The organism is Mycobacterium numidiamassiliense (assembly GCF_900157365.1).
GTDB classification, from domain to species: Bacteria; Actinomycetota; Actinomycetes; order Mycobacteriales; family Mycobacteriaceae; genus Mycobacterium; species Mycobacterium numidiamassiliense.
Genome location: NZ_FUEZ01000004.1, coordinates 1789194 through 1802218 on the forward strand (window position 1 = coordinate 1789194; position 13025 = coordinate 1802218).

10 protein-coding genes, 1 pseudogene and 1 riboswitch are annotated in these 13025 nt (G+C 66.6%); of the genes and pseudogenes, 3 read left to right on the forward strand and 8 right to left on the reverse strand.

What is annotated here, in order from left to right; all coding sequences use genetic code 11:
* Position 1: 1 nt before the first annotated feature.
* Together MNAB215_RS17200 and MNAB215_RS17205 are read right to left on the reverse strand one after the other, a co-directional pair.
* Positions 2–616 (reverse strand): MarR family transcriptional regulator, encoded by a 615-nt coding sequence (locus MNAB215_RS17200; RefSeq protein WP_077079902.1) that lies wholly within the window; start codon positions 614–616, stop codon positions 2–4.
* Positions 613–2190, reverse strand: a complete 1578-nt coding sequence (locus tag MNAB215_RS17205; protein WP_077079903.1) for a pyruvate, phosphate dikinase — start codon at positions 2188–2190, stop codon at positions 613–615. The genes MNAB215_RS17200 and MNAB215_RS17205 overlap by 4 nt, the downstream gene beginning before the upstream one ends.
* Positions 2191–2380: 190 nt before the next feature.
* Here MNAB215_RS17205 and MNAB215_RS17210 point away from each other — a divergent pair, with 190 nt between their 5' ends.
* Positions 2381–2890, forward strand: a complete 510-nt coding sequence (locus tag MNAB215_RS17210) for a DoxX family protein (protein WP_077079904.1) — start codon at positions 2381–2383, stop codon at positions 2888–2890.
* Here the strand turns inward: MNAB215_RS17210 and MNAB215_RS17215 are convergent, their stop codons facing one another.
* Complete coding sequence (locus MNAB215_RS17215; RefSeq protein ID WP_245830343.1) at positions 2891–4207, reverse strand: HNH endonuclease signature motif containing protein; 1317 nt, start codon at positions 4205–4207, stop codon at positions 2891–2893.
* Positions 4208–4491: 284 nt separating this feature from the next.
* On the opposite strand from MNAB215_RS17215, the gene MNAB215_RS17220 reads away from it, so the two are divergent.
* Entirely contained in the window at positions 4492–5670 is a 1179-nt protein-coding gene (locus tag MNAB215_RS17220) for a cytochrome P450 (protein WP_165691583.1), read from the forward strand.
* Positions 5671–5738: 68 nt separating this feature from the next.
* Here the strand turns inward: MNAB215_RS17220 and MNAB215_RS17225 are convergent, their stop codons facing one another.
* The 3 genes and pseudogenes from MNAB215_RS17225 to MNAB215_RS17235 form a co-directional block, all read right to left on the reverse strand.
* Positions 5739–7103 (reverse strand): flavin monoamine oxidase family protein, encoded by a 1365-nt coding sequence (locus tag MNAB215_RS17225; protein ID WP_077079906.1) that lies wholly within the window; start codon positions 7101–7103, stop codon positions 5739–5741.
* 98 nt (positions 7104–7201) lie between these two features.
* Positions 7202–7481: pseudogene (locus tag MNAB215_RS17230) on the reverse strand (short-chain fatty acyl-CoA regulator family protein); the annotation flags it as partial.
* 75 nt (positions 7482–7556) lie between these two features.
* Positions 7557–7784 (reverse strand): hypothetical protein, encoded by a 228-nt coding sequence (locus MNAB215_RS17235; protein WP_077082096.1) that lies wholly within the window; start codon positions 7782–7784, stop codon positions 7557–7559.
* A gap of 163 nt (positions 7785–7947) precedes the next feature.
* On the opposite strand from MNAB215_RS17235, the gene MNAB215_RS17240 reads away from it, so the two are divergent.
* Positions 7948–9705, forward strand: coding sequence for a DUF3556 domain-containing protein (locus MNAB215_RS17240; protein ID WP_077079908.1), 1758 nt, complete (start codon positions 7948–7950; stop codon positions 9703–9705).
* Here MNAB215_RS17240 and metE read toward each other — a convergent pair.
* Together metE and MNAB215_RS17250 are read right to left on the reverse strand one after the other, a co-directional pair.
* Positions 9702–11972, reverse strand: coding sequence for a 5-methyltetrahydropteroyltriglutamate--homocysteine S-methyltransferase (metE, locus tag MNAB215_RS17245; protein WP_077082097.1), 2271 nt, complete (start codon positions 11970–11972; stop codon positions 9702–9704). The two genes, MNAB215_RS17240 and metE, sit on opposite strands and share 4 nt — an antisense overlap.
* A gap of 155 nt (positions 11973–12127) precedes the next feature.
* A riboswitch (cobalamin riboswitch) is annotated at positions 12128–12331 on the reverse strand.
* A 38-nt stretch (positions 12332–12369) separates the two neighbouring features.
* A complete protein-coding gene (locus MNAB215_RS17250; protein ID WP_077079909.1) occupies positions 12370–13011 on the reverse strand; it encodes an NAD(P)H-binding protein in 642 nt (213 codons plus the stop codon).
* Positions 13012–13025: the final 14 nt, after the last annotated feature.

Consider the following 13025-nt stretch of genomic DNA (forward strand, 5'->3'; position numbering starts at 1 on the left):
GTTATTGCGCGTCACCAGATTTGGCTGCCTCTTCACGTGTCAGACCGGCGGCACCGATGAGTTCCTCGTGCAGCTCGAACCAGACACTGTGGTAGGAGTCGATCAGCGGCCTGGCCAGCCACGTGGTCTCGCCGGCATTGATTTTGCGCAGTGCCACCGACAATTTCGACGAATAGGCGTTCAGTCGTGGCAATTGTGTTGCGGCCTCGTCAATGATCGGCACCACCCGTGCGTGTACCTCGTCGAGGCGGGCCAACACCTCGGCGTCGTAGTCGGCGTCGTCGTGGGTGTTGGGCGTGCCCGCGGGGCCGCCCTTGAGCTGCCAGTCGGTGACCAGGGCTTTGAAATCGACGTTGACGGAGCGGAAGGCGTCGTAGGCGGCGGTGATCACGCTGGAATCGATGCCGGCGCGCTCCTCGGCGAGCAACGTGTCGAGCCTGGACCGGCCGTCGGGACTGATGCGCAGCGTCGGCCCGTCGACCAGAAGCCCGGACTCGGCCAGGCGCTCGACGAGCCCGGTGAGGGTGGCCGGATCCTGGTCCAAAGTCGCGGCAAGGTCGTCGGCAGTTACCCGGCCCTTCAGCCGGACCGCTTGCAGCACAGCCAATTCGCTCACTGGTCGGCCTCGCGTGTCAGGCGCAGCGCGGCCAGCATGACGATCAGCGGCGAGGGCGACACCACATCGGTTTGCCCACCGTCGAGCGCAGCGCGTACCGCGGCGTCGGAGCTGTCATCGCACCTCGGGTGGTCACCGGCGGCGTGCGCACGCAGCGGGCTGACCCGTCGCGCCATGTCGGCCAGTTCGCGCAACTCCGCCGTGTCGTTCTCCGACCACGCGGTCGGCGTCAGATTGCCCTCGCGTACTTCGCCTTCGTAGCCGTCGACGGTGATCTGCTTGCCGTCGAGCGCCGCGGCGACTCCGTGACCGCAGCCCACCACGGCGACCCGGCCCAGTTCGCGGCTGACGACCGCGGCGTGGCTGGCCGCTCCGCCGACCTCGGTGACAATGCCCTGCGCGACCAGCATGCCCCGCACGTCTTCGGGCTTAGTGTGGTCGCGCACCAGGATGACGTGCTCGCCCCGGTCGGCGGCATCCAGTGCCGCGTCGACCTTCGCATACGCCTTACCCGATGCCACACCGGGACACGCGGACAAGCCCTTCGCTAAAAGTGGTGCAGCCAAACGTGTTTCAGGCTGGAGCGCGGGCTGTAGCAGGGCGCTTACGTGCGCGGGGGTCACCCGGCGCAACGTCTCGGCCTCGTCGATGAGCCCTTCGTGGTGCAACTGCAACGCGAGTCGCACCGCCGCCTGCGCCGACCGCTCCGCGGCCCGCGTCTGCAGTAGCCACAATTTGCCGTTTTCGACGGTGAACTCGATCTCCTGCACGTCGGACTCGAGCCGCTCCAGGTTGGCGGCCACGTCGATCAGCTCGTCGTACACCGACGGTTGCTCGTCGCGCAGGGCGGTGATCGGCTCGACATCGACCAGCCCGGACACCACGTCATCACCCTGGCCACCGGGCAGCCACTCGCCGAACGGTTCGTTGACGCCGGTGATCGGGTTGCGTGAAAAGAATGCCCCCGCTCCGGATTTGGGGCCCTGGTTGCCGAATACCATGGCCTGCACCACCACGGCCGTACCGCCCCGATCGTCCAGGCCATAGTGTGCGCGGTAGGCAACCGCGCGCGGAGAGTGCCACGAGTCGAACACGCCCACAATGGCGGCTCGCAATTGCGTGTACGGGTCGTCGGGCACGGTCTGCGATTCGGTGCCCACGATGCGCTGATACATGCTGGTGAAACGCCGCCGGGTGTCTTGAGCGAAATCCGTTGTCCCGCAGGCGGCCAGTGCCTGCTCGACGTCGTCGTTGATGCCCACGTTCAGAATGGTGTCCATCATTCCGGGCATCGACTGCGTGGCCCCTGAGCGCACACTGACCAATAGTGGGCGCGGGCCCCGGCCGAACGTGCGCGAGGTGTGAGCTTCCAGCCATTTCACTTGAGCGAGCACGTCGTCCCAGATGGCGTCGATCACCGCCGTGGGGTCGTCCAGAAACCGCAGACCCACCTCGGTGGTGATGCAGAAGGCCGGCGGCACGGGCAAATTCTGCCGGCGCATCGCGTTGATGCCGTGACCCTTGTTGCCCAGAATCTGCCGCGGAAGGTTAGCGTCGCCGTTGAGCAACACCACGGGTGCGTTTTCGGGGGTGCCGTGGGAAGTGCCTCCGTCTCGTGAGGTACGAGTCGTGGTGCACCCCCTCCTGGTTCGGCTACGGGTCGGGCAAACGCGGGACGCCCGCTATGTTTCCACACGGGGGAGCGGACACACCGGCTTGCCGCTGCTGTTATCCGCCCGAGACCGATGATCTAGGTTTGCAGCTATGACTCCGTATGACGTTGGGTTACTGATCCTGCGGCTGGTGTTGGGCGTGACCATGGCCGCGCACGGTTATAACAAGTTCTTCGGCGGCGGCCGGATCCCGGGCACCGCGCGGTGGTTTGAGAGCATCGGCATGAAGCCGGGCAAGTTCCACGCCACCGTGGCCGCTACCACCGAGATCTCGGCCGGACTCGGCCTGGCCGCGGGGCTGCTCACCCCCATCCCGGCCGCGGGGTTCGTCTCGTTGATGCTGGTCGCCGCCTGGACGGTGCATCGCCACAACGGGTTCTTCATCGTCAAGGAAGGCTGGGAGTACAACCTCGTTCTCGCGGCCGCAGCCGTGACGGTGGCCACCCTAGGGCCCGGACGATTCAGCCTGGACTGGGTGATCTTCGGGAAGAACTGGTTCGACGGATGGCAAGGCCTGCTGATCTCGCTGGGGCTCGGCCTCGCCGGCGCGTTCGGCCAGCTGCTGATCTTCTACCGCCCACCGGCTAAGCAAGCCGGGTAGTTACGGGTCGCCTTCCTCACCGAGCAGCTTCTCCGGGTGGTGGAAGGTGTTGGTCCGCGGTCGGCCTCGCAAAGGCCCGAAGTCCAGATGCGGTGGCGGGATCCATTCGGTGTCGCCGTTCGCACGTTTTCGGGTGGTCCAGCCGCCTGGTTTGAGCAGCCGATGATGGGATCCGCACGCGAAGGTGAGGTTGTCCACATCGGTGGTGTGGCAGCTGGCGGACTCGTCGACATGGTGGACTTCGCAGAGGTAACCGGGTACGTCGCAGCCGGGTGCTGTACACCCACGGTCCTTGGTGTGGAGCACAATTCGTTGTCCAGTCGAGGCGATTCGTTTGGTGTGATACAGCCCGATCGGCGTGGCTTCGTCGAAGATCGCCAGATAGTGGTGGGCATGGCTGGCCAGCCGGATCACATCGCTCAGCGGCAACTGACTTCCGCCGCCGGTGCTCGCCTTTCCGGCCGCTGATTCCAGTTGCTCCAATGTGGTGGTCACGACGATGGTGGCCGGTATGCCGTTGTGCTGGCCGAGCTTTCCGCTCGCCAGTGTCGCGCGCAGCGCTGCCTGCAATCCGTCGTGGTTTCGCTGATTTGCCGAGCGGGTGTCGCGCTTGATGGATTCCTCCCCGGGCGTGCCGTCGACGATTGGCGTTTGGTCGTCGGCGTTGCACATGCCAGGTGCGGCCAGCTTGGCGAGCACCACCTCGAGCGTGGCGCGGGCTTCGGGGGTCAGCCAGCCGCTGAGGCGCGACATGCCGTCGATGTCCTGTACGCCCAGGACCAGGCTGCGGCGTCGAGCACGGTCGGTATCGGTGAAGGTGCCGTCGGGATTGAGGCAATAGGTGAGTCGGTCTGCCAGCTTCCGGACCTGTTCGGGGCGAAACCGGACGGCTTGCTGAGCAAGGTGTTGCTCGGCGCATCGCTGGGTTTCCACGTCGACCCAGTGAGGCAATTGGTCGAAGAACTGGCGAATGACCGCAACGTGACCGTCCCCGATAGAGCCGTCGCGCTGTGCGGCCGCGGTGGCGGGCAGCCGTGCCTCTAACGGTTCGCCCGTGATCGCGCGGCGTGGCCCCAGGTCGGCGGCGTCAGCCACCCGCTGAGCGGCCGCTGCGCGGCTGATGTGCAGCAGGTCGGCCAACGCGTGGGAGAGTTTGCCGCCGAACTCCTCGGGCGTGGCTTGCTCGGCGACCTGGTTGATCAACTCGTGGCGTGGGAATGCGAGGCGTCGAGTTTCGTGTTCGAGTTTTTCCAACAGGACCAATCGCTCCGGAGTGGTTAGCGCGTCGTACGAGTGGCCGACGATGCGCGCTACCACGTCGTGCAACGTGGCGAAGTCCGCTTCGACCTCTTCTCGACCACTCGACCCATGTTCGAATGCTATCGCCGACCACCGACAAGAACCCCTGGCTTGCGGCCATAGAAACGCCAGTGACGCAAGTGGTTTGACGGCCCAGCGGCCCAGCGGCCCAGCGGCCCAGCGGCCCGGCGGCCCAGCGGCCAAGCGGCAGCGGTAGGGTCCGGATCCTGCCGCTCGGCCCGCGCTGCGGGTGGCGTCTCCACGGCGAACCCGCCCCCATGCCAACGGGTACGCGCGGCGGCGTGGCCGATCTTGAGGATAGAGTGGCGACGTCGGAGTTGCGGGTGGGGCCGTTGGTGCGTGGTCCGCGGCCCGCCGATCGTGGAAGTCGGTGGTGCGCGTTGACCGGGTCCGGTGTCGAGGCCGCGCAGGAAGTCATGCGGTCCGACGAGGATGCAGCGGCGGGTTATCGGGAGTGGCTGGCCGCCGCTGAGCGGGCCGGCCAAAGAGTGTTGCGGGAGCCGCACGGCACGTACGTGTTATGGCGACGCGATGATGTACTCGCCGCCGTACGTGATGGCGAGGTTTTCGCCAGCCGGCAGGGCGAAGTGATGCCCGGCAATCCGCCCTTCGGGCCGTACCGGGAAATCCTGCTCGAGCTGTTCAATCCGGGCAGTTCGCTGGAAATGTTGAAACCCGTACGTGGAGTCATCGAAGAATGCGTCGGCGCCATTGCGACGAAGCTGGACCGCTGCGACGGTGCGCGTGTCGCTGACATCGTTTGGCGCGCAGCATTCGTAATGGTGTGCGGGCTGCCGTCGGACATTGCTCTGGAAACGGTCGGCGCGGAGCTGGTTGGGAAGATCCGCCAGGCGCCGCCGGGTGGCCCTGATGTGATCAGCCGCCTCGCCGCCGAACCGCTCACCAACGAAGAGATATTCGGGCTGATGGGGTCGGTGGCCCGGGGTTTGAGGTTCGCGTCGTTCCCCATGAAGGTCGGACTGGCGGTACTGGCGCGGAGGCCGATGCTTCAGCAGCAGCTACGCGAAAATCCACGCTGGCAAAGCAGTTTCATCGAGGAGCTGCTGCGGTTGGAGGGCGGGGCGAAGACCGTTTCACGAATCACGACTCGCAGTGTGACGATCGGCGGAACGACAATCCCAGCCGGGTCCCCCGTCGAGTTGTGTGTCGGACTGATTCACCGCGACGAGTCCGACGACTTGTCCGGTCACGACATGAAACTGGATGGCGCGCATCGGCATTGGAGTTTTGGGGGAGGTCCTTATCGGTGTCCGGCGTCGCACCTGGCGCGGGATCTACTGGGCGCCTTCTTTGAGGTCTGGCTTGCCGAGGTCCCGTTCTTCTGGTTCGACTGGAAAGGTGGCGATGTCCCCAAAGCGTGGCATCCCCGACCCTACGACCCGTCGTCGGGCGCGATTTTCGACGATTGGATTCCGAATTGTGTGCCGCTCAGGTGGTGATCGCAGCGGCGAGTACGGACGGGGCGTCGTGAATCAGGCTGCCGGGTCAACGAATTGCCGTTGGGCGTCTAACTGACCGCAGCGGTTTCTGCCGCCATCACTTCGGACGCGGCGCGCTCACCGGAGCGGACCGCACCGTCGATCCAGCCGCACATGACGGCCGAGCTCTCGGTTCCGGCCCAGTGCACGCGACCGCAGGGCGGGCGCAGCGTGTAACCGAATTGGGTCAGCACGCCGGTGGGGGCGTGGCCGATCATCCCGCCACCGGAGTAGCGCTCGACCGTCCAGTTCTGCTCGTGCAATTCCAGCGGTGTCTTGGCCTTGCTGCCGAACCGGTCGACGAGTTCGCCGATGAACACCGCTTTGCGCTCCGCCTCGTCCAGCTTGGTGAGGCGGCGCGCCGCGGGCCCTTCGGTGATGATGCACATGATCCCCGGGTCGGCGGTGTCTGTGCAGGCGTCGATGGTCAGGGTGGCGGGGGAGTTCGGCGAGGAGGACTGCCCGGAGAATCCGTCCGCCCGCCAGAAGGGCTCGTCGTAGATGACCGAGACCTTGATGACCGCGCCGCTTGGCATGCGCTGGTGCAGAAATGCCCGATCAACGGGGAGCGCCGGCTCGTAGACGATGGAGGTGGCGATCGCCAGCGGGATCGCCACGATGACCCGCCGGGCCCGCACGGTCACATCCGCCGCGCTGACCGTCACGCCATCCGCGTCCTGACTGATCTGCTGCACCGGTTGCGAAAGATGAAGTGCGTCAACAAGTTCGGCGGCCATCGGGCGGTAGATGGCACCCATCCCGCCGACCGGCCGGGCATCCTGGGCGCCACCTTTGCCGCCGATGACGAAGCCGGGTCCGCCACCCGACCCCATCTGCGTCAGCATCCACAGCAGTGACGTCTCCGACGCCGCCGAGGTGTAGGTGCCGGCCAAGGCCATGTCCAGCATCTCGCGGGCCTGCTTGGAGAGGCTGTTCTTCTCGATCCATTCGGCCAGGCTGATCCGGTCCCACTCGTCGGCCTTCTTGGCCTCCCACGGCGATTCGCGCGGAACCGCCTTGCACATCTCTTCCAGGACGGTCAAACCGACGCCAAGGTTGGTCACCGCCCAGGGGCTCATGCTCCACGGGATGGTGCCGCCGTAGCGGTGCTTCTTGCCGTCGACGATCATCATGGCGTCGCCGTCGTGGTTCTGCTTGTATTCCGGGACGCCGAACTCGTCCATCAGCGCGTGGATGCGGTCCTGTCCAGGGCCGACCCAGGCGCCGCCGCGGTCGATCCAGCTTCCGTCGTCACGGGTGACGGTGAATGTCCGGCCGCCCACCCGGTCGCGTGCCTCCAGCAAGGCCACCGATCGGCCCGCCTGCTTCAGCCGCAACGCGGCGGTCAGCCCCGCGAATCCCGCCCCGACCACGCAATAATCGACGTCCGCCATGACCGGCTCCTCGCCCGCATCGGTGTGCCCAGCAGCAAACTACTCCGATTGCGACCGGGCGGCGCTGTGTTCGCCCGGATTTCACGACTGGTTCAGGGCTACGGCGCGATCGCCGGCGGGTACGGCAGTTCGGTGCTCGAGTGCGGGTCGACGCGCACGGGGTGGCCCAGATAGGGAAAGGCGCGTTGCGGGCAGGCGGGACGGTCGCAGATCTTGCAGCCGGCGCCGATCGGCACGATCGCCTCGGCGTCGTTGAGATCGATGCCTGCGGCATTTGGGCGATCTGGGTCAGGAATTGACCTGGCCGGGCAAGGGCGTGGTGGACGAGCCGCAGCGGGCAGTTGCACCTACGCGGGAGAACTGAAATGTATTGGCGGACTAGCAATTTCGAAGCTCACCTCGAATCGCCGTGCGAGCTGGTCGATGTCATTCACTCGCGTTCAGGCAAGCCGGCTAGTCGCCCGGGCCGCCGTACTGCCAGACCAGGCTGTGGTCCCCGGTCATCGTCGGGTTGCACCACATCGTGCGGCCATTGGCGTCCTGCGTGGTGGCACGCAGCACAGTGCACGAATCGCCCGGCGAGGGAGCCTGGGCCCCGGCGGTACCCGGCCCGGCAATCCCCCCGATCGCCAAGGCGGCGACGACTGCCAGTGCTGATCTGCGAAACCGGCGTCGGTTCATAGCGGGCATCTCCTCAGTGGCTACCGGGCAGCGCGCACGGTGAAAGGCCACTTCTTTCATCACGCTATCCGCCGCCCAAACAGCGAGCAAACGATATTGGGGTCACGGGGTTTTGGGTGGGGAATGCGACCGCATGCCTAGAACGCGTTCTAGTCTGTGCACCATGGGATTTCTCCAGCCCGACTTGCCGCAGATCGACATCGAAGAGTGGAGCAAGGGCACCCGCAGCGAAAAGATCCGACCGATGGCCAAGCACTGGGCCGAGGTCGGCTTCGGCACGCCGGTGGTGATGCACCTGTTCTACGTCGGCAAAATCCTGCTGTACATCCTGTTCGCGTGGCTATTGGCGGTGCCGACCACTCGCGGGTTGGCGTTCACCGACGTGATGTCCTGGTACGCCGAGCCGATCGTGTTCGAGAAGGTTGTGCTCTACACCATGCTGTTCGAGGTAATCGGCCTCGGTTGTGGCTTCGGGCCGTTGAACAACCGGTTCAACCCGCCGATGGGCTCGATCCTGTACTGGCTGCGGCCCGACACCATCCGGCTGCCCCCGTGGCCCAGGCGCGTCCCGGCGACCAAGGGCACCGCCCGCACCCTGGTGGATGTCGCGCTGTATGGCCTGTTTTTGCTGGTGACCTTTCTGACGCTGTTCGCCGACGGCACCGGCCCGGTGCCGGGGCTGGCCACCCATGTTGGGTTGATACCCACGTGGCGGATCGTGCTGATCCTGGTGCTGCTCGGGGTGCTGGGGCTGCGCGACAAGGTGATTTTCCTGGCCGCCCGCGGTGAGGTCTACGCGTCTTTGGCGGTGACGTTCCTGTTCGGCGCGGACATGGTCGTCGCCGCCAAGCTGGTGTTCCTGGTCATCTGGATAGGCGCGGCGACCTCCAAGCTCAACAAGCACTTCCCGTTCGTGATGTCGACGATGATGTCCAACAATCCGCTGTTCCGGCCCCGGTTCATCAAGCGGGCATTCTTCGAGAAGTTCCCCGAGGACCTGCGGCCCGGGCGATTGTCGCGGGTGTTCGCCCACGTCAGCACCTTCGTCGAGATGTGTGTGCCCATCGCGCTATTCGTCGCGCACGGCGGCTGGTGGACCGCGGTGCCCGCGGCCATCATGGTGTTGTTCCATCTCGGGATCCTGACGGCCATTCCGATGGGGGTGCCCCTGGAGTGGAACGTGTTCATGATCTTCGGCGTGCTGTCGCTGTTCGTCGGCCACGCGCATGCGGGCCTGACCGACCTGAAACACCCTGTGGCGGTGGGGATCTTCATCGCCTTCATCGCCAGCATCGTGATCGCCGGCAACCTGTTCCCGCGCAAGATCTCGTTCTTGCCGGGCATGCGCTATTACGCGGGCAACTGGGACACCACGCTGTGGTGCATCAAGCCGTCTGCGGACAAGAAGATCGCCCACAACATCGTCTCGATCGCCAGCATGCCCGCGGCCCAGCTGGAGAAGGTGTATGGCAAGGAGCGCGCTCAGATCCCGATGTACCTCGGATATGCGTTCCGCGCCATGAACACTCACGGCCGGGCGCTGTTCACGCTGGCGCATCGGGCGATGGCCGGCGAGAACGAGGACGACTACGTCCTCACGGACGGCGAACGCATTTGCAGCACCGCCATCGGCTGGAATTTCGGCGACGGACACATGCACAACGAGCAGCTGATCGCCGCGATGCAGCAGCGCTGCCGCTTCGCGCCCGGCGAGGTGCGCGTCGTCCTACTCGACGCACAGCCGATCCACAAGCAGACGCAGACCTACCGACTGGTGGACGCCGCGACCGGCGAGTTCGAGCGCGGCATCGTCAAGGTGTCCGACATGGTGACCCGACAGCCCTGGGCCGACGACGTGCCGGTCCAGGTGCTGTCGGATGCTGCCGAAGAACCCGTCGAGCCGGAGGCTCCCCAGGCCTAAACTCCCGCGCGGACTTCCTGCGCGGCGGCGACCATGTGCTGCAGCGACACCGTCACCTCGTCGGTCTTGCGGGTCTTCAGGCCGCAGTCCGGGTTGACCCACAACCGCCCCGCCGGAACGGCTTTGAGCGCCGCGCGCAGCGATGCGGCCATCTCGTCGGTGCTCGGCACCCGCGGCGAGTGGATGTCATAGACGCCCGGCCCGACGCTGTTGGCGAAGCCGACCGAGTTCAGGTCGTCGAGCACCTCCATGTGCGAGCGGGCCGCCTCGATGGACGTCACGTCGGCGTCCAGGTCGGCGATCGCCCCGATCACCTCGCCGAACTCCGAGTAACACAGGTGGGTGTGGATCTGCGTCGAGTCGTCGACACCTGATGTTGCCAGCCGGAAAGACCCGACGGCCCAGCGCAGGTACTCGTCCTGCTCGGCGCGACGCAGCGGCAGCAGCTCGCGCAGCGCCGGCTCGTCGACCTGGATGACCGCGATGCCGGCGGCCTGCAGATCCACGGTCTCGTCGCGGATGGCCAGCGCCACCTGGTTGGCGGTGTCGGCCAGCGGCTGATCGTCGCGGACGAACGACCACGCCAGGATCGTTACCGGCCCGGTCAGCATGCCCTTGACCGGCTTGTCGGTGAGTGACTGCGCGTACGTGGCCCACTCCACCGTCATCGGGTGCTGGCGGGTGACGTCACCGTAGAGAACGGGCGGGCGCACGCAGCGGCTGCCGTACGACTGCACCCAGCCGTTCTTGGTGGCGAAGAAGCCGTCCAACTGCTCGGCGAAGTACTGCACCATGTCGTTGCGTTCCGGCTCACCGTGCACCAGCACGTCGAGGCCGAGCTGCTCCTGCAGCGTGATGACGTCGGCGACCTCGGCTTGCATCCGGCGCTTGTACTCGGCCTCGTCGATCTCACCGGAGACCAGTGCGGCGCGGGCCTTGCGGATCTCGACGGTCTGCGGGAACGACCCGATCGTGGTGGTCGGCAGCGGCGGCAGATGCAGCCGCTCCTCCTGGCTGGAGCGGCGGTCGGCCGCGTCGCCGCGGTGCGTGCCGGACGCGACGATGGAGTCGATGCGGGCCCGGATCGCGTCGTTGTGCAGCCGCGGGTCCTGCTTGCGGGAGGCGACGGCGGCGTTGGAGGCCGCGATCTCGTCGGCGACCGCCTCGAGTCCGCCGTGCAGGGCCCGGGCCAGTGTCACCACCTCGGCGACCTTCTCCTGCCCGAACGCCAGCCAACTGCGCAGCGTTTCGTCCAGGTCCGTCTCCGGCTCCAGCGAGTACGGCACGTGCAGCGTGGAGCACGACGTCGAGACCGCGACGTGGGCCGCCGAACCCAGCAGCGTCGCCAGCTTGCCCAGCGCCGCCTCCAGGTCGGTTCGCCAGATGTTGCGTCCGTCCACGACACCGGCCACCAGCGTCTTGCCGGACAGCTCGGGCACCGCCGCGATCGCGGTGTCGGCACCATAGACGAGGTCGACACCGATCGCCTCGACGGGCGTGCGGGCCAGGCCCGCCAACGACGCGCCGGGGTCACCGAAATAGGTGGCCACGTAGATGGCGGGCCGGTTGGCCACCTTGCCCAGTGCGTTGTAGACCGCCTCGGCCAGCGCGGGCGCGTCGGGGGAGATGTCGGTCACCAGCGCGGGCTCGTCGAGCTGGACCCACTGCGCGCCGTTGTCGGCAAGCAGTGACAACAGCTCGGAGTAGATTCCCACCAGCTCCTGCAGCCGCTCGATCGGCGCGCCGCCCCCGTTGACGGCCTTGCTCAGCAGCAGGAAGCTGATCGGCCCGACGACGACCGGGCGGGCGGGAATGCCTTGCCCAAGAGCCTCTTTCAGCTCGGCGAGCACCTTTGCCGGGTTCAGCGAGAACGTCGTCGCGGGCTCGATCTCGGGAACGATGTAGTGGTAGTTGGTGTCGAACCACTTCGTCATTTCCAGCGGCGCGACGTCGGAGTTGCCGCGTGCCGCAGCGAAGTAGCGGTCCAGCTCGTCGGGAACCTGCGCGGCCCGGGCCGGCAGGGCGCCGAGCATGACCGCGGTGTCGAGCACCTGGTCGTAGTAGGAGAAAGTGTTCACCGGCACCGAGTCCAGCCCGGCGGCGGCCAGGGCGGCCCAGGTGTCGCGGCGCAGGGTGGCCGCGACGGACTCCAGGTCCGATCGGCTGGTGCGCCCGGCCCAGTAACCCTCGGTGGCGCGCTTGAGCTCACGCTTGGGGCCGATCCGCGGGGAGCCGACAATGGTTGCGGTAAATGGTTGGGGGGTCACGGTTTCGTTCGTCCTTAAATCGACGGGGTGGTCACCGCCGGCGGACGTGCAGCCGATCCGGACGCGGTTCACACCTCTAGGTACATATAGGTACGTAAACCGCAACGGCTGCAGCCAAACGCCCATTCCACGAGGCGATGAGCCGCCGGGCGCGGGTGCGCCCGGCGCAGCTGGCAGGTCTTCGGACTCGCAGGCGCGCACCGGGTGGTGCTCCTACCGGCCGTCGCTTCCCAGTCGGGTGACCAGTGCTGTTAACGGCTTTCGTTCCTGCATACCGCTGCGGGACAGTCCCGGATTCTCACCGGGTTCCCTCTTACGAAGCATGGCTAACATGTTTCGCTCGATACAGGCGCCGCGTGGTGCGGCGACTGCAAACCAGCTGCAAGCCGGAGTTTAGTCAGTCCGCAAGCGCTGACGCGATTGGGATGTCTCCGTTGTTGAATTCGATAGTCCGCCGGATGGTCGAGTCGTCGGCCAGGGCGGCTGCGGCGACGAGCGCGACGTCGGCTCGCGAGACTTCGCCCTTGCCCTTCCCGAGCGCAATCTTGCCGGTGGCTGGCTCGAGGGTCAGCCGGCCGGGCCCCAGCACGGTCCAGGCCAGTTCGCTGGACCGCAGATACGCATCGGCGGCGGCTTTAGCCTCCGCATAGGCGAAGAACGAATCATCCTGCGCCACACCGTGATCCGGGCCAGCGCCGAAGTAGGAGACCATGACGAACCGCCCCACTCCCGCCTGGGCGGCGGCGTCGATGGTCCGGATCGCGGCATCCCGGTCGACGGCGTAGGTACGCTCCGGGTTGCCGCCGCCAGCTCCGGCGGAGAAAACGACGGCGTCATGCCCGGAGACCAGATCGGCCAGCGCGTCGGTGTCCAGACGTTCGATGTCGGCCACCACCGGGTCGGCACCCGTATCGGCGACATCGTCCGAGTGATCGGGGTTGCGGAACACCGAGGTGACCTCGTCGCCGCGCTCTGTCAGGATGCGGGCGAGCTGTAATGCGACCTTGCCGTGCCCGCCGATGAGGATGACCCGTGCCATGCCCCCGACGCTAC